Origin of the sequence: Micromonospora sp. LH3U1, assembly GCF_028475105.1 — a bacterium.
Lineage (GTDB): Bacteria > Actinomycetota > Actinomycetes > Mycobacteriales > Micromonosporaceae > Micromonospora.
Map to the genome: position 1 here is coordinate 3170856 of NZ_CP116936.1, position 22524 is coordinate 3193379.

The window sequence follows — 22524 nt, forward strand, 5'->3', positions numbered from 1 at the left end:
ACGCAACGCATATTCTGTGCCCGGCCGATCCACCGGAAGGGACCTCATGCCGTCGCGGCAGGACCAGCTGCACTCCTACCAGTTCAGCATCCAGCGGGCGGTCGCTGCCCTGGTCATGCGGGAGACCGATCCCGCGCAGTCGCCGTTTCGGCGGCTGGCCGGCGCCGGCCTGGCCAGTGTCCTGGTCGCGGCGATCGGGCTCGGCGGTTCGGCGCTCTACGGCCTGTTCGCCGGTGGTGGCAAAGGGTGGCGCGACCCGGGCGCGGTGATCGTGGAGAAGGAGTCCGGGGCCCGGTTCGTCTATCGCGAGCAGAAGCTGCACCCGGTGCTCAACTACGCCTCGGCGCTGCTCATCGTCGGCGCGGACAGCTCGAAGACCGTGCTGGTCTCCCGACGCACGATCGACGGTGTGCCGCGCGGGCTGCCGCTGGGCATCGCCGACGCGCCCGATTCGCTGCCCGCCCCCGGCCGGCTGGCCACCGCGGCCTGGACCGTCTGCTCGACGGTCCCGGCCGGTGCGGGCGGCGAGGCCCCCGGTCCGCGTTGCTGATCGGCACCGAGGCCGACGGCGGTCGGCCGCTGGGCGACGAGGCGTTGCTGCTGCGCCACCCCGACGGTGGGCTGCACCTGGTCTGGCACCAACGGCGCTACCTCGTCCGCGACCCCAGCAGGGTGCTGGCGGCGCTCGCCACCACCCGGGCACAGGCGGTGCCGGTCGCGCCCGCCCTGCTCAACTCGCTACCCACCGGCACCGACCTCGCCCCGCTCGCCCTGCCCGAGCTGGGCCGGCCCGCCACGCGGGTGCCGGGCGCGGCGATCGGCACGGTCTACCTGGTGAGCAATTCCGGTGGCGGCCGGCAGTACGCGGTGGCCCTCGACGCGGGGTTGGCCGGCATCACCGAGCTGCAAGCGGGGCTGTTGCTGGCTCGCACCGGGCAGGGTGAGCCGGTGCCGATGACGTTGGGTCGGTTCGCCGCGCTGCCCACGGTGCCCGATCTCGCCCCGACCGGCCCGAACGCCCCGCCGCCGACCCCGCCCCGGCTCGCGGCTGGCGGCGACGGGGCGCTCTGCACCCGCGTCGCCGACGACGGCGGGGTTGGTGAGGTGCGCTGGGGCGTACCGCTGCGGGACCTGGCGGCCGCGCCACGGACCGCACCGACCGGCGGTGCGGTGCTGGCTGACCATGTGGTGGTGGAGCCGGGTCGCGGCGCGGTGGTCGAGGCCGCCGCGCCCGGGGCGTCCGGCGGCGCGGTCTCCGTGGTCACCGACCTGGGCCGCCGGTTCGTGCTGGCCGACCCCGAGGTGCTCGCGATGCTCGGCTACCGCAATGTGCGACCGTTGCGGCTGCCGGCCGGGCTGGTCAGCCTGGTGCCCGCCGGTGCCACCCTGGACCCGGCGGCCGCCCGGGCCGTCGCCGCGCCCGACTGAGGGTGACGCGGCCCGACCGGGATCGCGCGGGTTGTCAGTCGGCCGGCCGGCGCAAGATGCTGACCGCGAACGCGGCGTCGTCGCGCCACGGGCGCAGGTCCCAGGTGGCGAAGCGCTGCTCCACGCGCAGCCCGGCGGCCACCGCGTCGGCGTCGAACGCGGTCAGCGGGTAACCGCGCTCGGTGCCGAAGCCCACGGTCAGCACGCCGTCGGGCCGCAGGTGCGCGGCGACCCGGCGCAGCACCTCCGGTTCGGTGCCGACGGCGACGAAGGCGAGGACGTTGCCGGCCAGCACCGCCGCGTCGAACGGCTCCGCCTCACCCATCGCCGGTAGGTCCAGCTCGGCGAGGTCGGCGACCAGCCACGTCGGGCCGGGATAGTCGGCGCGGGCGGCAGCCACCAGCGCGGGGTCGGCGTCCACCCCGACCACGGTGTGCCCACGCTGGGCCAGCGCGGCACCGACCCGGCCGGTGCCGCTGCCGGCGTCGAGAACCCGTGAGCCGGGCGCGACCAGGGTGTCCACCAGTCGGGCCTCGCCGGCCAGGTCCGCGCCCTCGGCCGCGAGCTTCCGGAACCGGTCGATGTACCACTGTGAGTGCTCGGGACCGGTGTCGGTCGCCCAGCGGGTCGGGTTGGCCATGGGGCCACCGTAACCGGGCCGGTGGGGGCCCGGCAGGCGACCCGGGACGGCGGCGGTCAGGGCAGGCGGGCCACCGTGATGAACTCGTTGTAGGTGAAGACCCGCCCGAGCGGCCGGGCGAACGGGAACGAGAACTGCCGGGTCACGGTCAGGCCCAACTCCTGGCAGGTCTGCGCCGCCTCGTCGAAGCCGACGAACCGGACGTGCGAGGCGTCGCTGGCATACCCGCGCTCCTGCGGGGTGATGAACACGGCCTGCCCACCCGAACGCACGTACGGCAGGTAGGACGAGATGACCTCGCGCGCCTCCTCGGCCGGAAGGTGCTCCAGCAGGTGCGCGGCGAGCAGCGAGTCGAACGCGCCCGGCCGGGCGTGCGGGCTGTTCTTGAACTCCTCAACCGTGTACGCCTCGAGCCCCGCGGCCCGGGAGTGCGCCACCGAAGTGGGGTTGTGGTCCACGCCGACGCCGTTGCCATCCAGGTTGGCGAGGTTGCGACCCAGGCCGGAGCCGACGTCGAGGGTGTTGCCCAGATTGAGCCGGCGTAGGTTCCACCGGTAGGGCGCCTGCACGTCGAGCATCTGCTTCCAGCGGGCGCCACCGAGGCGCTGCAGCCGGTCGGTGTAGTCCTCGCCCGCTGTTTCGGTCGGACGGCTCCGTTGTGGCTGGCTCATGCACCGGCTCCCTCAGCTGTGCCAGATAAGGACGTGCCGATGGTACGGACATGAAGGCGATTGTGGGAGGCGTCACAGCCCGAATTTTCTTGACCGTGACGCCGACCCCCTCAGCCCTTCTCAGCGCCGCTGGTCAGACCCTCGGTGAGGAGCCGCTCGCTGGCGAAGAAGAGGATCACGATGGGCAGGGTGAGGACGACCGATCCCGCCATCAGCACCGTCTTGGGCACCTCCACCCCGTCGGCGAGCAGGGACAGCCCCAGCGACACCGTCCACCGGTCGGGCTTGTCGACCAGGAACAGCAGGGCGAAGAGAAACTCGTTCCAGGCGATCATGAAGTCGTAGAGCGCGACCGCCATGATCGACGGCATGGCGAGGGGCAGGCTGACGCGCCGGATGATGCCGAGCCGGCCGGCGCCGTCGATGGCCGCGGACTCCTCCAGACTGACCGGGATGGTCTCGAAGTAGTTCTTCAGCATGTAGACCGACACCGGCAGGGTCTGCGAGATGTAGACCAGGACCAGGCCGAACAATGAGCCGCGCAGCCCGGCGCGGGTGAAGACCACGAACAGCGGGATCGCGATGACGATCGACGGGAACAGGTAGACCGCCAGGAACAGGAAATCGACCTGCCTCCGGCCGAAGAACCGCAACCGGGCCACCGCGTACGCGCCGGGGATCGCCACCAGCAGAGTGAGCAGGGTCGCCGCGACCGCGACCATCCCGCTGTTGCGGATGAAGGTGAGGAAGCCCTGGCCGCCGTCGTCGGTGGCCTTGAGCACCTCGGCGTACGTCGCCACGGTCAGCTCACCGAAGCCGACCACCAGCGCGCCGGGGTCGAGCAGAAGCCGCTCGATGGGGCGCACCGAGAGCACCAGCATGTAGTAGAAGGGGAAGACGGTGATCACCAGGAACACGGCGATCACCAGGCGGCGCAGCCAGCGCAGGCTCACCGTCTCGACCACGTCCCGGTCCATCAGTCCACCCTCCGTCCGAAGAAGCGTAGATAGATCAGCACGAACACGATGAGCACCACGGCCAGCACGACCGCCTGCGCGGCCGCGGCGCCGATGTCGGTACGGGCGGTGAGGAACTCGTACACCCGCACACTGACCACCTCGGTGCCCGCCGCACCACCGGTGAGCAGGTAGACGTCGTCGAACTTGTTGAACGTCATGATGAAGCGCAGCACCCCCAGCAGGCCGATCACCGGCAGCAGTTGCGGCAGCAGGATGTGCCGGAAGCGTTGGGTGGGGGTGGCGCCGTCGACCCGGGCGGCCTCCTCCAACTCGCCGGGCACCGCCTGGAGCCGGGCCAGCAGAAACAGGAACGCGAACGGGAAGTACCGCCACGCCTCGAACACGATCACCGTGGTCAGCGCGGTCGACTCCTGGGACAGGAACGGCACCGGTGCGTCCCAGCCGAGCAGCCGTTGACCCCAGGCGTTGACGATGCCGAGCTGCGGATCGAGCATCACCTGCCACACGAACGTCACCGCGACCACCGGCGCCACGTACGGCAGCAGCATGGACGCCCGGACCAGGGTGCGGCCCCGGAACGGTCGGCGGACCACCAGGGCGGCCACCAGCCCGAGCAGGATCGACCCGACGGTGCCGCCGAGGCTGTAGAGCAGCGTGACCCACAGCGTGTCGGCGAAGCCGGGGGTGTGCAGCACCCGGTCGATGTTGTCCATCGTGAACTCGCCGAACAGCCCGGTCTTGCGCAGCGTGGCGAGCCGGACCCGCTGGAAGGCGAGCACTACGGTCCAGATGATCGGGATGCCGATGACCGCGATCGTGACGAGCAGGGTCGGTGCGACCAGCGCGAGCCCGGCCCGGGATTCGCGGCGGCGCAGGGTCAGCGGTCGCCGGCGGCGGGCCCGCGCCGGCCGCTCCCGGGTGGGGGAGCGGCCGGGGCCCGGTGCGGTGGTGGTCAATTGACGCCCGCCTTGATGGCGTCGACGTCCTTCTTGGCCCGGGCGGCGGCGGCCGCCGCGTCGGACTTGCCGGCGACGAGGTCGCTCAACACCTTGGGGACCGGCAACTCGCCGAGCATGGCGCCGACGAGCTTGCCCTGCCCCTGGCTGAGCCCCCAACGCCCGAAGGTGTCCGGGCTGCGGCGCAGGGTGGCCAGCACCTCGTCGCCGTACACGTCGGCGAGGGGCTTCTTCGCGTCCACGCCGGCCTGGCTGGTGTTCCACGCGCTGAGGTACGCCTCCGGCTCGGCGGGGGTGCCCTTGCGTACCGGGAAGCGGCCCTCGGGGGACATGCCGAACCAGCGGGGATATCCGTCGCTGAGCATGTACTCCACGAACGACCTGGCCGGGTCGGCCGCCGCGCCATCCAGCACGGCCCAGGAGCTGATCTCGCCGTACTGTGCCGGCTCGGTGCCGTTCGGGCCCTTGATCGCGGTGACGAACCCGCTGTTCTTCGCGAGGAACGCCGGGTCCGCCTGGCACTGCGGGCAGGTCGGCTTGGCGTCGTTGCGGAGCCCCGCCAGCTCGTCGAGGATGAACGGCGACCAGATCACCATGGCTGCCTTGCCCGCGAAGTAGGTGGCCCGGGTGGTGTCGACGTCCTGCGCGCCCTTCACCGAGCTGGCGCGGATCAGGTCGCCGTAGAAGCGGAACGCCTCGACGCACTGGGGCGAATCCAGGGTGACCGCCCCGGCGTCGTCGGTGAGCTGGCAGCCGTTGGCCAGCGCCAGGTGCTCGAAGGTCTGCTGGGTGAACACGTCGCTGGGGGCGGTCGCCGCGGTGATCCCGGCGACGCCGCCGGTGTTCAGTCTCGCCGCGGCGGTGGTGATCCGCTCGTACGTGTCGGGAGCGGGTAGCCCGGCGGCGGCGAACAGGTCCTTGCGGTAGACGAGCAGCTGCCCCCACCCGTCGCTGGGCACGGAGAGCTGTTTGCCGTCGTCGGTGGTGAGCTCCAGCGCCCGCGGGGAGAACGTCTGCCTGCCCAGCTTGTCGACGACCTCCGCGTTCGCCGATGCGTGCAGCAGCTCGTTGCCGGCGAGCGTGCGGATGCCGGCGAGGGAGACCGATCCGACCACGTCGGGCAGGTCGCCGGCGGCGGCGTTGGCGGCGATCAGGGAGGGAAACTGGTCCTCGTTGACGGTCACGAGGTCGACCTGGATCCCGGTCTGGGCGGTGAAGTCGGCGATGATCGCCTTGGTGGCGGTGACCCGGTCGGCGACGTCTTCCAGGCTCCAGACGGTGATCTTCTTGCTGTTGCTGTCCGATTCGTCGTCGCCGCAGGCCAGCAGGGTGGACGTTGTCAGTGCCAGGATCAGGGTGGTGGCGAGTATCCGCCTCGGAGGTGCTGACATCGGTGGCACTCCTCTCGAAGGGTACATGCCGGATTCAACGCCTTCGATAGATCAATGACAAGACATATGGCGATTTTTTGTTATCCTGGAGCCCAGTGCTACCGGGATGTGACTCATGGTCAACTGGGTTGTCTCTCTCGCCGGGCCTCGACGGATCAGCCTCGAGCCCTGCCCGCCGGATCCGCTCGGCCCCGGCCAGGTCCGGGTCCGCACCTGCTACTCGGGCATCTCGGCCGGCACCGAGCTGACCCTCTACCGGGGCAGCAATCCCCGGCTCAGCAAGGACTGGGACGACGCCGCCCGGATGTTCGTCCCCCGACAGACCCCGGTGCCCTACCCGCTGATCGGCTTCGGCTACGAGGAGGTCGGTGAGGTCGTCGAGGTGGCGCCGGAGGTCACCGACCGGCACCCGGGGCAGCTCGTCTGGGGCATCTGGGGGCACCGGGCCGAGGCCGTGCTCGCCGCCGGGGCGGTCCGTCCGCTCCCCGCCGGGCTGGACCCGCTCGCCGCGGTCTTCGCCCGGCCCGGTGCCATCGCGCTGACCGCCGTGCTCGCCGGTGACCTGCACCTCGGCGACTGGGTCGGTGTCTTCGGGCAGGGTGTCATCGGGCTGCTCGCCACCCGACTCGCCGTGCTCTCCGGCGCCCGTGTGGTGGCCGTCGACCGGGTGACCGACCGGTTGGAGCACGCCACCCGATACGGCGCGACGTCCACCGTGGACGCCGGCTCCGAATCCGCCGCCGCCGTGCTGCGTCGGGCCACCGACGGCCGAGGCGCGGACGTCTGCCTGGAGTTGTCCGGCGCGTACCCGGCGCTGCACGAGGCGATCCGATCCACCGCACACGCCGGCCGGGTCGTGGCCGCCGGCTTCTACCAGGGCCAGGCCGACGCGCTCGGCCTCGGCGAGGAGTTCCACCACAACCGCATCCAGTTGGTGGCCGCCCAGGTCTCCGGACCCACCCCCGCGCCGAGCATGGCCGGCCGGTGGACCGGAGACCGGGTGGCGCAGACCTTCATGGAGCTGGTGGCTGACCACAGCGTCGACCCGTTGCCGCTGGTCAGCCACATCGTCGACGCCAGCGCGGTCGCCGACGCCCTCGCGCTGCTCGACCGCGGCGCCGGTGACGTCCTCCAAGTGGTGCTGAGGTTCTAGATGACCACCATCGCGCTGGCCTGCCAGGAACAACTCCTGCCGGGCACCAACCTGATCCAGAAGTACGCCCTCGCGGCCGCCCTCGGCTACCAGGGCATCGAGCTACGTGGACGCGGCGACCTCGCGTTCGCCCGCCGCCTGCCCGAGCTGCGCCGCGCCCGCGCCGCCGGGGTGGTGATGCCCACCGTCTGCGTCGAGATGGACCACTTCATCGGCGACTTCGACCCCGCCCGGTCCGCCGACGCCGTCCGCAACCTGCGCTCCCAGCTGTCGGTGATCGCCGAGCTGGGCGGCGTCGGGGCGATGACCCCGGCGGCCTGGGGGATGTTCTCCCGGCGGCTACCGCCGTTCGAGCCGCCGCGTCCGCCGGCCGGCGACCGGCAGGTGCTCCTCGACGCTCTCGGCGAGCTGGGCGAGCACGCCAGGGCCGAGGGGGTCACCCTCTTCGTGGAACCCCTCAACCGGTACGAGGACCACATGGTCAACCGTCTCGACGAGGCGGTCGCGCTCTGCGCCGCACTCGGGCTGCCGTCGGTCCGGGTGGTCGCTGACACCTTCCACATGAACATCGAGGAGGACGACATGCACCGCGCGCTGCGCGCCGCCGCGCCGTACCTCGGGCACGTGCAGGTCAGCGACTCCAACCGGTACCAGCCGGGTGCCGGGCACCTGGACTGGCCAGGGCTGGTGCGTACCCTGCTGGAACTGGACTACCAGGGCTGGCTGGCCCTGGAGTGCCGGCTGCGCGGCGACCCGGTCCGGGCCCTGCAACAGGCCGCCACGGTGCTGCGACACGCGTTGCCCCGGCGGGCCGCCGCATGACCGCCGGCGCCGCTTCCGCCCGCACCGGGGGACCGGCCGACCTGGTCGGGCTGCGCCAACTCGCGGTCGACACGCTCGACGCCAACTGGGAGCACGACCACACCGTCCCCTCGCGCACGCTCTACCCGCACCAGTGGAGCTGGGACTCCGCGTTCATCGCGATTGGGCTGGCCCAGGTCCGCCCCGAACGGGCCTGGCGGGAGCTGGCGAGCCTGTTCCGGGCGCAGTGGGCCGACGGACGGGTGCCCCACATCGTGTTCAACCCGGCGCTGCGGGTCGGCGCGTACTTCCCGGGGCCGGAGATGTGGCGCTCGGCGAACGTCCAGGGCACACCCAGCGTGGACACCTCCGGCCTGGTCCAGCCGCCGGTGCACGCGCTCGCCGCGTTGCTGGCGTACCGGCGGGCACCCGACCCCGCCGGCCTGGCAGCGCTGCGTCGGCTCTATCCCGCCCTGGTCGCCCAGCAGCGCTACCTGGCCGACCGGCGGGACGTGGCCGGCGACGGGCTGGTCTGCATCGTGCACCCGTGGGAGTCCGGGTTGGACAACAGCCCGGCCTGGGACGAGCCGATGGCCGCGGTCCCGGCCGAGGCCGCCGTCATGCGCGCGTACCGTCGGCATGACACCAGGCACGCCGATGCCGCGCACCGCCCCACGGACCTGGACTACGCGCGCTACCTGGCGATCGTCGCCGCCTACCGCGACCACGGCTACTCCGACCGGGACCTGGCCGGCGGCCACCCGTTCCTGGTGGAGTGCCCGCTGTTCAACGCCGCGTTCGGGGCCGCCGAACACGCGCTCGCCGAGATCGCCGCGCTCCTCGGCGACGACCCCGGGCCGCACCGGGCCCGCGCGGCCCGGATCACCGAGGCACTGGTACGACGGCTCTACGACCCGACCACCGGCACGTTCCAGCCTCGCGACCTGCGCGCCGACCGGCTGGTCAGCGCTCGTACCGTGCTCGGGCTGACGCCGCTGATCCTGCCGGACCTGCCGACCCGACAGGCCGACGCGCTGGTCGTCGAGGCCCGGTCGGCGCGTTTCGGGGTGGCCCGGCACATGGAGCGGCCGTTGCCCACCTACGACCGCACCGCACCCGATTTCGAGCCTCTGCGCTACTGGCGCGGGCCGAGCTGGCTGAACATCGGCTGGCTGGTCCGGCGCGGGCTGCTCACGCAGGGGCATCCGGGGTTGGCCGCCGGGCTGCGCCGCTCGATGGTCGGGCTGGTGGCGGGGGCCGGCTGCCACGAGTACTTCCACCCCGACAGCGGCGTCGGGCTGGGCTCACCGGCGTTCGGCTGGACCGCCGCGCTGCTGCTCGACCTGCTGGCCGACGAACCCGCGCCCTGAGCCTGCTTTCGGCCGGGATCGGGTGGTAGCGTGCCCGGTCCCGGCGGCCAGGAGGAACAGCGTGCGCGAGATCGACAAGGTGGCCTGGATCCTCATCGAGGACGGACGGGTGCTCAGCACCCGGTCCGAGGGCAAGGACGTCTGGTACCTGCCGGGCGGCAAGCGCGAGCCGGGCGAGACCGACCTGGAGACCCTACGCCGGGAGATCGACGAGGAGTTGAGCGTCGAGGTCGAGGTGCGCGGCGCGGTGCACCTGGGCACCTTCACCGCTCAGGCGCACAGCCAGGCGGCCGGCATCACCGTGCGGATGACCTGCTACCGGGCCGGATATCAGGGCCGGTTGCGGCCGGCCAGCGAGATCGCCGAGATGGCCTGGCTCGGGTACGCCGACCGGCACCGCACCTCGCCGGTCGACCAGATCATCTTCGACCATCTGCGGGCAGAGGGCCTGCTGAGCTGACCTGACAGTTTGTCGGCCCCGGCCGGGGGTAACCGCCCGAGCGTGACCGACGGCGACGGTTTTCCGTACTTCATCGACGCGGTGTCCCGGCGGTCTGGCCTGCCGACCGAGCAGGCCGCCGCTCTCGCCCGCGCCGTGCTTCAGACGATGGCCGAACGAGTGACCGGCGGCGTGCCCGACGACCTCGCCGGGCACCTTCCGGACCAGGTCGACGGCTACCTGACCGGCCCTGCCCCGGAGCCGCCCGGTTACGGCGGCCCTGCTCCAGATCGGGCCGGTTACGGCGGCCCTGCTCCAGATCGGGCCGGGGCCTTCGATCCTGCTCTGGACCCGGCCGGGGTCGTCGGCCCGGACGGTGGCCCGGATGGTGGCGTGGACGGGCTGGACAACGGGGTGGGCCTGGATGTCGGTGGCACCGCGGCGGCTCCACCGTCGGCGGACGCCGGCCCGGCGGAGTTCCTTCGCCGGGTGGGACAGCGCGCCGGGGTGGACCCGGCCACCGCCCGGGCCGGAACCGGGGCCGTCTTCGCCACGTTGCGGGAGGCGATGACCGTACGGGAGTTCCGAGAAATGGTGGCCCGACTGCCACACCACGGCGGGGCCGCACCCGAACCGCCCGGCCCGTACGTGCCCTGACCTGGCCCGTACGCCGCCGCATCCGGCCGCCGGCGTCGAGATCCACTCGCGTTCTGTGATGCCGGGGTTTCCCGTGACCAGGACACCCCCAGTTCCATGAACCCGAGCCGATCATGCCGCACGGCGCGGGTCTGATCACCGATCGGCGGCGTCGGCCTCGGGCAGGTCTTCGGGCTCGGTGACCCAGGCGGAGAAGACCGGCACCCCGTGCCACGGCCCGGTGACACTGTCGGCCCGGGTGTCGGTGGCGACGGCCACCACGGCGTACGGGTTGCCGAAGCGCAGCTCGGCGGTGCGGGCCACACCCTCCGGTGGCAGGCTGGTCACCCCGACCATGCCGGTGACTGCCGCCGCTTCGAACCCGTACCGGCCATATCGGGCCATGGCCACCTGCCGCGCGTCGTAGCCGTCCACGCGTGTGGCCAGAGCCCGTGCCAGGGCAGCCGTCGCGGCGGGGAATCCGAGCGCCGGGGCGGTCAGGGCGTGCTCGCTGCGAGCCGACCAGCAGGGGAGCACCGCGTGGTGTCGTTCCTCGCGGCCGTCGCGGGCTGTGGTCCGGATCCGTTCCTCGCTCAACGTCCACAGCGGAGTGTCGCCGAGCTGCAGGTCGAACAGCGAGCGGCTGCCGGCCGGTGGCGCGCCGTCGGCCGCGCTCGCACTGAGGTCGTACGCGATGGCCAGCACCTCGGCCGGCGGCACCTGCGGTGCGGCGGCCACCGAGAGGACCACCAGCCCCGCGCCGTCGGTCGTCTGGGCCGGCGCGGCGTGCACGATCACGTCGCCGGCCCGGGCGGTGGACACGATGGCGCACCGGTGGCCGTGGCGCGGGCTGCGCAGCGCTCGATGTAGCCGGCGTGCCCACGGGCTGCCGGCACCGAGCGCGCGGGCGTCGGCGACATCGAACGGGGTCGCCCAGGAGATCCGCGTGGCCAGTGCGCTGGCCAGGGCGAAGATCACCTCCGCGTTGACCTTCAGGGGGAAGGTCTCGATCAGGCCGAGGGTGTGTTCGCGCGCCCAGGCGTCCAACCCGGCCTGGTCGGGCAACACGCCGACGTCGGTCGTCGCGGGCAGCGCGGCCCGCCACTCCGCCGACCCGCCGTCAGTCGCACCCGGTCGGTACCACAGCGCGCTGGCGGACGCGACCAGCGGATGCGGCGCGTCCAGCAGCGCGCGGGCGGCTTTCGCCGCGCTGGCCAGGTCCGTGCCCAGGGCATCCGCCAGCGACGGGCCCACCGGGTCGGCCTCGGGCGGCGCTGTGGCGCAGACCGCGAGCAGCAGCCAGGCGCCGAGCGGTGAGGCGACGTGGTGCCGGTCGCCGATCGTGGCGTGCAGCCGCGCGGCGTACGCGGAGAGCGGCACGTGCAGATCCGTCGTCATGCCCCCACTCTGCCCGTCGGCCCGGCTCACGACCACAGCTCGAACGGTTCGTCGATCTCCTCGCCGGCGAGGAGAGGGGTAATCAGCCGGGGAAGCTGCCCGGGGTAGAACCGTTCCTGGCTGGCAACCACCTCCGGCAGCGGCCACCAGCGGAAGCCGAAGTAGTCCTCCCGCTCGTAGTCGAGCCGGTGCGCCTCGTCCACGTCCGGGCCGGGGCCTGCCAGGCGTACGGTGACGACCACCTCGTCCTGGACGTGCCGCAACTGGCGGTGCAGGAAGCTCGCCCGCCGCCGCCAGGTCGGCGCGCCCACCTGGTCGGCGGTGACCACGATGCCGGTCTCCTCACGTAGCTCCCGCACCGCCGTGTCGCGATAGGTCTCCCCGGCATCCATGCCGCCGCCCGGCAACTCCCACCAGGTGCCCAGCCGGGGATGGTCCGGGTCGCGGGTGTGGAACAGCAACACCCGGTCCATGCCGTCGGTGACCACCACCCGGACCGCGCGCCGCTCCAGGATCGGCAGGTCGCGGGGCAGCTCAGGCATCGGTCCGCCGGAGCCCGGCGCCGACGATCTCGGTGTGACCCAGCCGTACCGGGGTGCCACCGCGCAGCGAGTTGGGGATCTCGGCGATCGAGTCAACCCGCTCGACCAGGGCGCGGAGCACCTCCGGTGGGGCGTCGCCCTCAACCCGGACGTCGTAGGCAACCTCGGTGGACACCGCCGGGTCACCGGTGAAGTCGCCACGCACCGTCACCTCCACGCGGTGCAGGTCGAGGCCGGCCGCCCGCGCCTCGCGGAACAGGTCGTTGGAGACGCAGCCGGCAACCGCGAGAAAGAGCAGTTGCCCGCCGTTGAACCCGAGCCCGCCGCCGCCGGCGTCCGCCGGCCGGTCCACCACCAGGGTGTACGCCCCGGCGGACCCGAGCGCCGTCGCCGTTCCGGGCAGACTCCTGGTGCGCACCTCGATGGTCATCGCACCAGTCTGCCCCAGCAACGCCCACGCGGACGGCTGGCACGGCGGCGGGTAGGCTGCCCGCCGTGGCTGGTCTGTTGAGGAATGTCGCGGCTCGCATCTCCCGGGTGGGTGCGGTGATCCCGTCGCCCCGGCGCACCGGGCCGGCCCCCGCGCAGGTGGCCCGCCGCCGTCAGGTGAGCGCGTTGCAGCGTCGGGAGCTGACCTACGCGCCGGAGCGCGACGGCCAAGCGGACCCCGGCGAAATCGTCTGGACGTGGGTGCCGTACGAGGACGACCCCCGGCAGGGCAAGGACCGGCCGGTGCTGGTCGTCGGGCGGCACAGCCGCACGCTGTTCGGGCTGATGCTGTCGAGTCAGAGCGAGCGGGACGGGCAGCGGCACTGGTTCGCGCTCGGGCCGGGTGAATGGGACCGCGACAACCGGCCGAGCTGGGTCCGGCTGGACCGGGTGCTCACCATGCGCGAGGACAGCATCCGCCGCGAGGGTGCCGTGCTGGACCGGCCCCGGTTCGACCGGGTCGGGCAGGCGTTGCGCGCCAGCTACGGCTGGCGCTGACCGTCTCCTTCGAAAGCCCGTCGGTGGTCAGGCCGGCTCGCGGCTCGGGCCTACTGCGGCGCCCTGTGCGTCCGGTGGCGGGTACGGCTGGTCGGCGAGCAGCCGGGCCAGGTGTGCGGTGTTGAGCGCCAGCGCCTTCGTGGTGCGGCCGGTGGTGTCCGGCTTGGGGCCGGCGTCGCGGTAGTCCACCTTGTGCAGTGCCTCACCGACCCAGTAGGTCGCGGCGGCGGCGGCGAGGGTGAACCCGACCTCGTTGAGTGCCTGCTGCACCTGGCCGATGGTGTGGTGCGCGCCGTCCTCGTTGCCGACGACGGCGACACCCGCCACCTTGCCGTAGGTGCGTAGCCGACCCTCGGCGTCGGTCTCGGAGAGTTCGGCGTCGAGGCGTTCGAGGACCATCTTGCAGACGCTGGCCGGCTGACCGAGCCAGATCGGTGTGGCGATGATCAGCACCTGGGCCGCCACCAGTTTGGCGCGGATCGCCGGCCAACCGTCGCCGTTGCCCTCATCCGTGGACACGCCGAAGCGCACGTCATGGTCGACCACCCGGACCAGTTCGCCCTCCACGCCCTGCGCGGCGAGCTCGGCCAGCACCTCCAGACCGAGTTGTTCGGAGCTGGACGGGGCCGGCGACGGCTTGAGGGTGCAGTTGAGTACGAGGGCGCGAATGCTCGCCACGTTGGTTCCTTTCGGCCGTCGTATGGGGGTACCGCTTCCCCATACCCGGGCTGCGTTCCTGAACACCCTCGTGGGCGGGCCGACCGGACGTGGCGGAAGCGCATGACGCCACGGTGCTGAGCTGTATATTCAACCGCAAGGTTGATTAGCCGAATGGTTGAAAGCGACAAGATGCCAGCAGATCCAGTCAGCTCCGTGTTCGCCGCGCTCGCCGACCCGACGCGGCGGGCCATCTTGGCCCGGCTGGCGACCGGCGAGGCGACGGTCAACGAGTTGGCGGCGCCGTTCCCGATCAGCGTCCAGGCGATCTCCAAGCACCTCGCCGTGCTGGAACGGGCCGGGCTGATCGTGCGGACCCGTGACGCGCAGTGGCGTCGCTGCCGGCTCGACCCGGCGCCGCTGCGGACGCTCGCCGAGTGGGTCGACCAGTACCGCCGACTCTGGGACGACCGTTACGACACCTTGGACGACTATCTACGCGACCTGAAGGAGACCCACCATGAGCAAGCTCCCTAACCTGACGATCGACCTGCCGTCCGACCAGGAGATCACCCTCACCCGGTCCTTCGACGCTCCGCGCGAACTGGTCTACGCCGCGCACACCCAGCCGGAGCACCTGAAGCACTGGTGGGGGCGGGGCAACCCGCTGGACGTCGAGATCGACTTCCGGGTGGGCGGCCGTTACCGCTACGTCGAGCACGCCGACGACGGCAACGACTACGCCTTCCGGGGTGAGTTCCGGGAGATCGTCGCACCGGAACGGATCGTGCAGACCTTCGAGTTCGAGGGCATGCCCGGCCACGTGGCGGTGGAGACACTGATCTTCACCGAGCAGGACGGGCGGACCGTCGTCACGGGCACCACCCGCTTCGACACCACGGAGGAGCGCGACGGCCTCGTCGACTCCGGCATGACGCAGGGCGCCGCCGAGTCGTACGCCGCGCTGGACCGGCACCTGGCTGCCACGCAGCGCTAACCCCGCCGGCCCGTAAGACAGAGGGGCCGTTATTCACCCCCCACCCTCGCCGATCATGGAGTTGTGGTGGGCGACAAAGTAACGGCTACAGCGCCAAAATGGACACCGTACCTCCATGATCGACCCAGCACGTCTCCGTGCTGAGCGGCGACCGCAACCGCCTAGGGCGGAAAAGGCAACGGCAAGGAGGTGTAGTCACTCCTTGCCACCTCCAACATATATCGCACCCGGGGTCTTGCCGCAAGACCCGGGTGGTGCTGCAGAATCTCCAGCCGAAGCCCAAAACTGGGGAAATCGGGGGATTTCATGATCGACGTGATCATTGCCGGCGGTGGACCGACCGGCCTGATGCTGGCCAGTGAGTTGCGGTTGCACGGGGTGCACGTGCTCGTGCTGGAGAAGGAGACCGAGCCGACCAGGTACGTCCGCGCGCTCGGCCTGCACGCGCGCAGCATCGAGGTGCTGGACCAGCGCGGTCTGCTGGAGCGGTTCCTCGCGCTCGGCAAGCAGTACCCGGTTGGTGGCTTCTTCGCCGCCATCCCCAAGCCGTCCCCGGGCGGGCTGGACACCGCACATCCCTATGTCCTCGGCATCCCGCAGACCATCACCGACCGCCTGCTGGCCGAGCACGCCGGTGACGTCGGCGTGGAGATCCGGCGCGGCTGCGAACTTGTCGGGCTGAGCCAGGACGACCACGGGGTGACCGCGGAGCTGGCTGACGGCACGCAGCTGCGCTCGCGCTACCTCGTCGGATGCGACGGCGGTCGCAGCACGGTGCGCAAGCTGCTCGGCGTCGGCTTCCCCGGTGAACCCAGCAGGGTCGAGTCGTTGCTCGGCGAGATGGAGGTGGGCGTACCGCCGGAGACGGTGGCCGACGTGGTGGCCGAGGTCCGCAAGACCCACCTTCGGTTCGGTCTCGGGTCCCTCAGCGGGGACGGGGTGTACCGGGTCCTCGTGCCCGCCGAGGGGGTGGCCGAGGATCGCTCGGTCCCGCCGACCATCGAGGAGTTCAAGCAACAACTGCGGGTGTACGCGGGCACCGACTTCGGCGTGCACTCACCGCGCTGGCTCTCCCGCTTCGGCGACGCCACCCGGCTGGCCGAGCGCTACCGGACCGGCCGGGTGCTGCTGGCCGGCGACGCGGCACATATCCACCCGCCGACCGGGGGGCAGGGGCTCAACCTCGGCATCCAGGACGCGTTCAACCTCGGCTGGAAACTGGCCGCCGACGTCAACGGCTGGGCGCCGGAGGGGCTGCTGGACAGCTACCACACCGAACGGCACCCGGTGGCCGCCGACGTGCTGAACAACACCCGCGCGCAGATGGAGCTGCTGTCACCCGCACCGGGACCCCGATCGATACGCCAACTGCTGTCGGAGCTGATGGACTTCGAAGACGTCAACCGGTACCTGATCGAGAAGATCACTGCGATCGGCGTCCGCTACGACGTCGGCGAGGGGCACGATCTGCTCGGCCGCCACATGCGGGACGTGCGGCTGAAGCAGGGGCGCCTCTACGAGCTGATGCACGGAGGCCGCGGACTGCTTCTCGATCAGACCGGCCGGCTCTCGGTCGCCGGGTGGGCGGAGCGGGTCGACCACGTCGTCGACGTCAGCGAGGAACTGGACGTGCCCGCCGTGCTGCTACGGCCGGACGGCCACGTGGCCTGGGTCGGCGACGAACAGACCGACCTGCTGAGTCAGCTGCCACGGTGGTTCGGGGCACCCGCCAACTGAGCGCGCCGGACCGGTCAGCGCTCCGCCGGGCGAGCGCTGTCGACCAGTTGCCGGGGTGACCGGGCGCCGCCGAGGCTCTTCGCCTGGTACATGGCCGCGTCGGCGCGACTGAGCGCGTCGGTGAGCTGAGCCGGGCCGGTCACCGGGGCGAGCCCGACGGACGCGGTGACCCGGACGCTGCACCCGCTCAGCCGGATCGGCGCGGCGACGGTCTCACTGAGACGGCGAGTGGAGTGCTCGATCCAGCGCCGGTCGACCGTCGGGCTGGAGAGCAGCCCGGCGAACTCGTCGCCGCCGAGGCGGGCGACGAGGTTGTCCCCGGCGAAACCGGCGAGCCGTTCGGCCACGCTGATCAGCACCTGGTCGCCGGCGGCGTGCCCGTACCGGTCGTTGATCTGCTTGAAGTCGTCCAGGTCGAGCACGACGGCGATCAACGGCTGGCCGGCCGCGTCGGTGAGCAGGGCGGCCGCCAGGCGGTAGAAGGCGCGGCGGTTGGGCAGCCCGGTGAGCGGGTCGTGACTGGCAGCGTGCCGCTCGGCGGCCAGCTCGGCTTGAAGGTGCCCGATTTCGGCCTCGGCGCGCAGCGACCGTCGGCGTAGTTGCCAGGAGGAGAGCAGTGCGCCGGCCGCGCAGATGCCGGAGGCGACACTCATCGGATCCGGCACGAACCCTCCCATCGCCGCGACCGCCTCCAGCCTTCGGCCGACGCGGCACGCCGCGTCGGGCCCAGTTTTCCCTGCTGGTTGCCCCAATCGGGGTAACGCAAAGTGAACGGATAAGCACCGATCACGTGCGTTATCATGCTCGCCGTCCGGTGCAGATGCAATAGCAGATGCACGTGCAGAACCGTCCACTGTCGATACCGCACCCCCCGCCGTCACCGCTTCTCCCACGGCCACCGGCGGGCTCGTGAGCAGAAAGACGCCCCCATGCAGCAGCCACCCAATGGCGTACCGATCCACCAGTTGCCCCCGCTGAGCTGGCAGAAGAGCCGCCGCAGCAACCCCAGCGGCAACTGCGTCGAACTCGCCGAACTGCCCGGGGGAGCGGGCATCGCGGTCCGCAACTCACGACATCCGGAGGGGCCGGCGCTGATCTACACAGTGGATGAGATCGCCGCCTTCGTGCTCGGGGCGCGCGACGGCGACTTCGATCATCTGATCAACTGACCGTCGCGAGGTGGATCGTCCCGGCGACGGGACTGATTCACCGGTCCGGAGGAGTTCACCTCACTGTCGGTCCATGGCATGCTTACACGTCGGCCGGGCCGGGGTGCCCGCCGCGATGGGTCGGTATCCGGAGGTCCGCACGTGACGATGGTTCCCGCCGAGGGTGGCCCGACAACCGGGCCGACCGTGCTGCGCATGCTGCTCGGCGCCCAACTGCGCCGTCTGCGGGAATCCAGTGGGGTGACCCGAGAGGGCGCCGGCTGGGAGATCCGCTCCTCCGAATCCAAGATCAGTCGGATGGAGCTGGGTCGGGTCGGCTTCAAGGAACGCGACGTCGTCGACCTGCTGACCCTCTACGGCGTCACCGAGGAACACGAGCGCGAGGCGCTGCTCAAGCTTGCGCGGGACGCCAACAGCCCTGGCTGGTGGCATCGCTACGGCGACGTGTTGCCGACCTGGTTCCAGTCGTACCTGGGCCTGGAGGCCGCAGCCGCGCTGATCCGTAGCTACGAGGTGCAATTCGTGCCCGGCCTCCTGCAGACCCCGGAGTACGCGCGGGCGGTAGTGCTGCTCGGGCACGGCGCGGCCGGTCCGGAGGAGATCGATCGACGCGTCGCCCTGCGGATGCAGCGCCAGCAGTTGCTCTACCGGGACAACCCGCCCCAGCTCTGGGCCGTGGTGGACGAGGCAGCGTTGCGCCGCCCGATCGGCGGTGCCGCGGTCATGCGTGGCCAGCTCACCGCGCTCATCGAGGCGACCAAGTCGCCCAACATCCGGCTCCAGGTCATCCCGTTCGCCGCCGGCGGCCACGCCGCGGCCGGTGGTGCCTTCACCATCCTGCGCTTCGGTGACCAGGAGTTGCCCGACATCGTCTACATCGAACAGCTCACCAGTGCCATCTACCTCGACAAACGCGACGACCTGGATTACTACGCGGTGGCCATGGAACGGCTCTGTGTCGAGGCCGAGCCGCCGGAGCGTACGTCGGAGATCCTCGGGGGCATGCTGGACGACCTCTACCCGGCCTGACCGTCGAACGGGCCGGCGGCTGCCCCTCAGGTGGCACTAGCATGGTCAACGACCAGTGACAGTGGACAGACGCCATCGCGGAGGCAGCCTTGACCACCGATGCATCACGCGCGACGGCCGGCTCGCCGAGCGACCGGATCGACACCTCGGTGGCGCACCCGGCCCGCCGCTACAACTACTGGCTGGGCGGCAAGGACAACTTCCAGGCCGACCGGGAGTCCGGCGACGTGATGGCGGCCGCCTTCCCGACCATCCGCACCTCCGCGCTGGAGAACCGCCGCTTCCTGCAGCGGGCGGTGGGTTACCTGGCCCGCGAGGCCGGCATCCGGCAGTTCCTCGACATCGGCACCGGCATCCCGACCGCCAACAACACCCACGAGGTCGCCCAGGGCATCGCGCCGGAGTCCCGGGTGGTCTACGTGGACAACGACCCGATCGTGCTGGCCCACGCTCGCGCGTTGTTGACCAGCTCGTCGGAGGGCGCCACCGCCTACATCGACGCCGACCTGCGCGACCCGGAGCGGATCCTCGCCCACCCGGAGCTGAGACGCACCATCGACCTGTCGCAGCCGGTCGCCCTGATGCTGGTGGCGGTCCTGCACTTCGTGCCCGACGACGACGACCCGTCCGCACGGGTGCGGCACCTGATCGACGCGCTGCCGGCGGGCAGTTACCTGGTCGCCTCCCACGCCACCCACGAATACCTTCCGCCGGAGGTCGCCGAGCAGGCCAAGGCCGCTGCCAAGGGCGGCGGCCCGCACGGGCTGATCAACCTGCGGACCAGGGACGAGTTCGCCCGCTTCTTCACCGATCTCGACGTGGTCGAGCCGGGCATCACCTCGGTCGCGGAGTGGCGGGCCGAGAGCGAGCCGCAGCCGCGTCCCTCGGTCGTCGAGGTGAGCATGTACGGCGGCGTCGCCCGCCTGCCCTGACCGTGGGCGGGCGGCACTCCCGAACCAGGGCGTTCAGCTGCCCGGAGCGTCGTAGCGCGCGCGGGCCGTGTGCACCTCGCCGATGTGCGTCTCGGCCCATGCCTTGATGGCCCGCTGCACCGGCAGCAGGCTCTCGCCCAGCGGGGTGAGCTGGTAGTCGACCCGGGCCGGCACGTCGGCGGTCACCGATCGGCTGACCAGGCCGTCACGCTCCAGCTTGCGCAGCGTCTGGGTGAGCATCTTCTGACTCGCCCCGGCCACCGTGCGGGCCAGTTCGCTGTGCCGTTGCGGCCCGTCGGCCAGTGCGCTCACCACCAGCGTCAACCATTTGTCGCTGAGCGTCGCGAGCAGCTCGTGACCCGGGCACTCGGCCAGGAACGCGTTGTAGGAACGCCGGTCCCGCTCGCGGCGCTCGCCGGCGGTCATGGTGGCCATCGTGTACCTCCCGGGTGCCCAGGGCACCCGAAGGTGCCTCCTTCTCGCCGGAGGGTAACGCTTCTAGCGTCGCTGGCATGAGAGCTGTGATCGTCCGCCGGTTCGGCGGCCCCGAGGTTCTGGAGATCGTCGACCTGCCCGAGCCGGAGCCGGGGGTCGGGCAACTACGGGTGCGGGTGGTCGCCGCCGCCGTCAACCGGATCGACCTGTCCACCCGTAGCGGCGCGTTGAGCGCGGCCGGCCTGCTGCCACCGTTGCCCGTCGTGGGGCTGGGCTGGGACGTGGCGGGGGAGGTGGACGCGGTCGGGCCGGGTGTACGACGGTTCGCGGTGGGTGATCAGGTGATCGGACTGCGGGACCTGCTCTCCGCGCCGGGTGCGCAGGCCGAGTGGGTGGTGCTGGACGAGGGTGCGGTGGCGCTGGCACCGCGTACCGTCGCTCCGGAGTTGGCGGCGACGCTGCCGCTGATCGGTCTCACCGCGGCCCGGTCGCTCGCCCTCACCGGCCTGGACGCCGGGCGGACGCTGCTGGTCACCGGCGGGGCCGGTGGGGTGGGCGGGTTACTGCTCGAACTGGCCGCGCTGCGCGGCATCCGGACCGTCGCCGTGGCCGACGCGCGGGACGAGGAGTTGGTCCGGTCGCTGGGCGCGAACTGGTTCGTGGCGCGGACCGACCGGGTCGGGGCAGCCGTGCGCGCGGTGGTGCCGGGCGGGGTCGACGCGGTGGTCGACGCGGCGGTCATCGGCGTCGCCGCGCACGAGGCGTTGCGGGGCGGGGCAGTGTTCGTCGCGCTGGTGGCGCCGTTCGCCCCGCCCCGCTGCGCGCCACCCGGGTCGTCGTGCAGGAGGTCCATGCCGACGGCGCGCAGCTGGCTGAGCTGTCGGCGCTGGTCGACAGCGGCCAGCTCAGCCTGCGGTTGGCCGGACGGCTGCCGCTGGCCGAGGTGGCGGCGGCACATGAGCGGCTGGCCGGCGGGGGTCTGCGGGGGCGCCTGGTGCTGGAGCCCTGAGGCTTGCCGACGCGTGGATCAAACCCACGTATTGACCGACGCCGACTGGTCGGGTTAGTCTCTGCATCGATACAGACTGGATCGATACAGAGAGGTGCCGGTGAAGCCAACACTGCAAGCCGTGGCCGACGCAGTCGGCGTCTCCCGCAGCACCGTGTCCAACGCCTACAGCCGCCCCGACCAGCTCTCCGCCACCCTGCGCGAGCGGATCCTGGACGCCGCCCGCCAGCTCGGCTACCCCGGCCCCAACCCCACCGCGCGCTCCCTGCGCCGAGGCTTCGTCGGGTCGATCGGGGTGCTGTTCACCTCGCAACTGTCATACGCGTTCACCGACCCGTTCGCGGTCCGCTTCCTCGCCGGGGTCGGCGTGGCGGCCGAGCGGCACAGCACGAGCATGCTCCTGGTGCCGCTGCCCCCGGCGGTGACCGACGCCCGGCGGGCGGTGGAGAACGCCGTTGTCGACGGCTTCTGCGTCTACTGCGTCGCCGACGAGGAGTGGGCGTTGGACGTCATCCGGGAACGCGGGCTGCCGTTCGTCAGCACGGCCGCCCGCGACGATGCCGGCCCCGACGAGCGGTTCGTCGGCATCGACGAGCGAGCCGCCGCGCACAGTGCCGCCGCACACGTGGCGGGCCTCGGTCACCGGCGGGTGGCGCTGCTCGCCGACTCCGTGCTGTCGGACGCCCCGGCCGGCCCCCTCACCCTGGCCGGGGTGGACCAGGTGCCGCACCCCACCACCCGGGGCCGGCTCACCGGCTTCGCCGACGCGTTCGCCGAGGTCGGCGTCGGCTGGGCCGAGCTGACCCTGGTCAACGCCCCGGGCAACAGCCGCCAGGCAGCCGCCGCGGCCGTCGTCGGGCTGTTCGACCAACCCGAACCGCCGACCGCCGTGCTGGCCGGCTCCGACGTGCTCGCGCTCGGCGTGCTGGACGCCCTGGCCGCTCGGCCGTCCCGGGACCGTCCACCCGTCTCGGTGACCGGTTTCGACGACGTCCCCGAGGCCGCCGCGGCCGGCCTCACCACCGTCCGGCAGCCGGCCGAAGAAAAGGGCCGGATCGCTGCCGAACTTCTGCTCGACCCGCCCGCGGACGCCGCGGCCGGTCATGTGTTGCTGCCCACCGCACTCGTCGTCCGGGACTCCACCGGACCTGTCCCGAGGAGTTGACC

Annotated in this window: 25 protein-coding genes and 2 pseudogenes; 16 read left to right on the forward strand and 11 right to left on the reverse strand. The window is 71.9% G+C overall.

Translation table 11 applies throughout. The annotated features are described in order from the left end of the window. The first annotated feature begins 46 nt into the window (after nt 1–46). Nucleotides 47–1428 (forward strand): annotated as a pseudogene (eccB, locus tag PCA76_RS32645) (type VII secretion protein EccB). Between the two features lie 34 nt (nt 1429–1462). Here eccB and PCA76_RS14255 read toward each other — a convergent pair. The 5 genes from PCA76_RS14255 to PCA76_RS14275 form a co-directional block, all read right to left on the reverse strand. Further along, nucleotides 1463–2068 carry a class I SAM-dependent methyltransferase gene (locus tag PCA76_RS14255; protein WP_272618421.1) on the reverse strand — a complete coding sequence of 202 codons (606 nt, stop codon included), beginning with the start codon at nt 2066–2068 and terminating at the stop codon, nt 1463–1465. 56 nt (nt 2069–2124) lie between these two features. Next, a complete protein-coding gene (locus PCA76_RS14260; protein ID WP_272618423.1) occupies nt 2125–2739 on the reverse strand; it encodes a methyltransferase domain-containing protein in 615 nt (204 codons plus the stop codon). 110 nt (nt 2740–2849) lie between these two features. Continuing rightward, nucleotides 2850–3716 carry a carbohydrate ABC transporter permease gene (locus tag PCA76_RS14265; RefSeq protein ID WP_272618425.1) on the reverse strand — a complete coding sequence of 289 codons (867 nt, stop codon included), beginning with the start codon at nt 3714–3716 and terminating at the stop codon, nt 2850–2852. Then, nucleotides 3716–4675 carry a carbohydrate ABC transporter permease gene (locus tag PCA76_RS14270; RefSeq protein WP_272618427.1) on the reverse strand — a complete coding sequence of 320 codons (960 nt, stop codon included), beginning with the start codon at nt 4673–4675 and terminating at the stop codon, nt 3716–3718. The genes PCA76_RS14265 and PCA76_RS14270 overlap by 1 nt, the downstream gene beginning before the upstream one ends. Beyond that, complete coding sequence (locus PCA76_RS14275) at nt 4672–6066, reverse strand: ABC transporter substrate-binding protein (RefSeq protein ID WP_272618429.1); 1395 nt, start codon at nt 6064–6066, stop codon at nt 4672–4674. Before PCA76_RS14275 ends, PCA76_RS14270 begins: the two co-directional genes overlap by 4 nt. Nucleotides 6067–6181: 115 nt before the next feature. Here PCA76_RS14275 and PCA76_RS14280 point away from each other — a divergent pair, with 115 nt between their 5' ends. The 5 genes from PCA76_RS14280 to PCA76_RS14300 all read left to right on the forward strand — a co-directional run bounded on the left by PCA76_RS14280 (nt 6182) and on the right by PCA76_RS14300 (nt 10486). Then, on the forward strand, nt 6182–7219 hold the full coding sequence (locus PCA76_RS14280) for a zinc-dependent alcohol dehydrogenase (RefSeq protein WP_272618431.1): 1038 nt from the start codon (nt 6182–6184) through the stop codon (nt 7217–7219). Next, a complete protein-coding gene (locus tag PCA76_RS14285; RefSeq protein WP_272618433.1) occupies nt 7220–8041 on the forward strand; it encodes a sugar phosphate isomerase/epimerase family protein in 822 nt (273 codons plus the stop codon). Continuing rightward, complete coding sequence (locus tag PCA76_RS14290; RefSeq protein WP_272618435.1) at nt 8038–9390, forward strand: MGH1-like glycoside hydrolase domain-containing protein; 1353 nt, start codon at nt 8038–8040, stop codon at nt 9388–9390. The genes PCA76_RS14285 and PCA76_RS14290 overlap by 4 nt, the downstream gene beginning before the upstream one ends. Nucleotides 9391–9451: 61 nt before the next feature. Then, complete coding sequence (locus tag PCA76_RS14295; RefSeq protein WP_272618436.1) at nt 9452–9850, forward strand: NUDIX hydrolase; 399 nt, start codon at nt 9452–9454, stop codon at nt 9848–9850. A 42-nt stretch (nt 9851–9892) separates the two neighbouring features. Continuing rightward, on the forward strand, nt 9893–10486 hold the full coding sequence (locus PCA76_RS14300) for a DUF2267 domain-containing protein (protein WP_272618438.1): 594 nt from the start codon (nt 9893–9895) through the stop codon (nt 10484–10486). 135 nt (nt 10487–10621) lie between these two features. Here PCA76_RS14300 and PCA76_RS14305 read toward each other — a convergent pair whose 3' ends face one another. The 3 genes from PCA76_RS14305 to PCA76_RS14315 are packed head-to-tail and all read right to left on the reverse strand — an operon-like array spanning nt 10622 to nt 12835. Beyond that, entirely contained in the window at nt 10622–11863 is a 1242-nt protein-coding gene (locus PCA76_RS14305) for a hypothetical protein (protein WP_272618440.1), read from the reverse strand. A gap of 26 nt (nt 11864–11889) precedes the next feature. Next, entirely contained in the window at nt 11890–12405 is a 516-nt protein-coding gene (locus tag PCA76_RS14310; protein ID WP_272618442.1) for an NUDIX hydrolase, read from the reverse strand. Then, nucleotides 12398–12835 (reverse strand): OsmC family protein, encoded by a 438-nt coding sequence (locus tag PCA76_RS14315; protein ID WP_272618443.1) that lies wholly within the window; start codon nt 12833–12835, stop codon nt 12398–12400. Before PCA76_RS14315 ends, PCA76_RS14310 begins: the two co-directional genes overlap by 8 nt. A 65-nt stretch (nt 12836–12900) precedes the next feature. Between PCA76_RS14315 and PCA76_RS14320 the strand changes: the two genes are divergently transcribed. After that, nucleotides 12901–13392: a type II toxin-antitoxin system PemK/MazF family toxin gene (locus PCA76_RS14320; protein WP_272618445.1), complete on the forward strand. Its 492-nt coding sequence runs from the start codon at nt 12901–12903 to the stop codon at nt 13390–13392. A 27-nt stretch (nt 13393–13419) separates the two neighbouring features. On the opposite strand, the gene PCA76_RS14325 is transcribed toward PCA76_RS14320, so the two are convergent. Continuing rightward, nucleotides 13420–14070 carry a flavodoxin family protein gene (locus PCA76_RS14325; protein WP_272618447.1) on the reverse strand — a complete coding sequence of 217 codons (651 nt, stop codon included), beginning with the start codon at nt 14068–14070 and terminating at the stop codon, nt 13420–13422. A gap of 171 nt (nt 14071–14241) precedes the next feature. Between PCA76_RS14325 and PCA76_RS14330 the strand changes: the two genes are divergently transcribed. From PCA76_RS14330 to rox, 3 genes are all read left to right on the forward strand, one after another. Beyond that, complete coding sequence (locus tag PCA76_RS14330; RefSeq protein ID WP_272618449.1) at nt 14242–14586, forward strand: ArsR/SmtB family transcription factor; 345 nt, start codon at nt 14242–14244, stop codon at nt 14584–14586. Then, complete coding sequence (locus PCA76_RS14335) at nt 14570–15046, forward strand: SRPBCC family protein (RefSeq protein ID WP_272618451.1); 477 nt, start codon at nt 14570–14572, stop codon at nt 15044–15046. The genes PCA76_RS14330 and PCA76_RS14335 overlap by 17 nt, the downstream gene beginning before the upstream one ends. Nucleotides 15047–15352: 306 nt before the next feature. Then, on the forward strand, nt 15353–16783 hold the full coding sequence (gene rox, locus PCA76_RS14340) for a rifampin monooxygenase (RefSeq protein ID WP_272618453.1): 1431 nt from the start codon (nt 15353–15355) through the stop codon (nt 16781–16783). Nucleotides 16784–16797: 14 nt separating this feature from the next. Here rox and PCA76_RS14345 read toward each other — a convergent pair whose 3' ends face one another. Then, a complete protein-coding gene (locus tag PCA76_RS14345; protein WP_272618455.1) occupies nt 16798–17448 on the reverse strand; it encodes a GGDEF domain-containing protein in 651 nt (216 codons plus the stop codon). A gap of 264 nt (nt 17449–17712) precedes the next feature. On the opposite strand from PCA76_RS14345, the gene PCA76_RS14350 reads away from it, so the two are divergent. From PCA76_RS14350 to PCA76_RS14360, 3 genes are all read left to right on the forward strand, one after another. Next, entirely contained in the window at nt 17713–17952 is a 240-nt protein-coding gene (locus PCA76_RS14350; RefSeq protein WP_074309213.1) for a DUF397 domain-containing protein, read from the forward strand. A gap of 147 nt (nt 17953–18099) precedes the next feature. Then, nucleotides 18100–18981 carry a helix-turn-helix domain-containing protein gene (locus tag PCA76_RS14355; RefSeq protein ID WP_442930259.1) on the forward strand — a complete coding sequence of 294 codons (882 nt, stop codon included), beginning with the start codon at nt 18100–18102 and terminating at the stop codon, nt 18979–18981. Nucleotides 18982–19070: 89 nt separating this feature from the next. Continuing rightward, nucleotides 19071–19913 carry an SAM-dependent methyltransferase gene (locus PCA76_RS14360; protein WP_272618462.1) on the forward strand — a complete coding sequence of 281 codons (843 nt, stop codon included), beginning with the start codon at nt 19071–19073 and terminating at the stop codon, nt 19911–19913. Nucleotides 19914–19946: 33 nt separating this feature from the next. Here the strand turns inward: PCA76_RS14360 and PCA76_RS14365 are convergent, their stop codons facing one another. Next, complete coding sequence (locus PCA76_RS14365) at nt 19947–20348, reverse strand: winged helix-turn-helix transcriptional regulator (RefSeq protein ID WP_272618464.1); 402 nt, start codon at nt 20346–20348, stop codon at nt 19947–19949. A gap of 77 nt (nt 20349–20425) precedes the next feature. On the opposite strand from PCA76_RS14365, the pseudogene PCA76_RS32825 reads away from it, so the two are divergent. From PCA76_RS32825 to PCA76_RS14375, 3 genes and pseudogenes are all read left to right on the forward strand, one after another. Next, nucleotides 20426–20713 (forward strand): annotated as a pseudogene (locus PCA76_RS32825) (alcohol dehydrogenase catalytic domain-containing protein); the annotation flags it as partial. Nucleotides 20714–21186: 473 nt separating this feature from the next. Then, nucleotides 21187–21357, forward strand: a complete 171-nt coding sequence (locus PCA76_RS32830) for a zinc-binding dehydrogenase (RefSeq protein ID WP_442930260.1) — start codon at nt 21187–21189, stop codon at nt 21355–21357. A gap of 121 nt (nt 21358–21478) precedes the next feature. Next, on the forward strand, nt 21479–22522 hold the full coding sequence (locus tag PCA76_RS14375) for a LacI family DNA-binding transcriptional regulator (RefSeq protein WP_272618468.1): 1044 nt from the start codon (nt 21479–21481) through the stop codon (nt 22520–22522). Nucleotides 22523–22524: the final 2 nt, after the last annotated feature.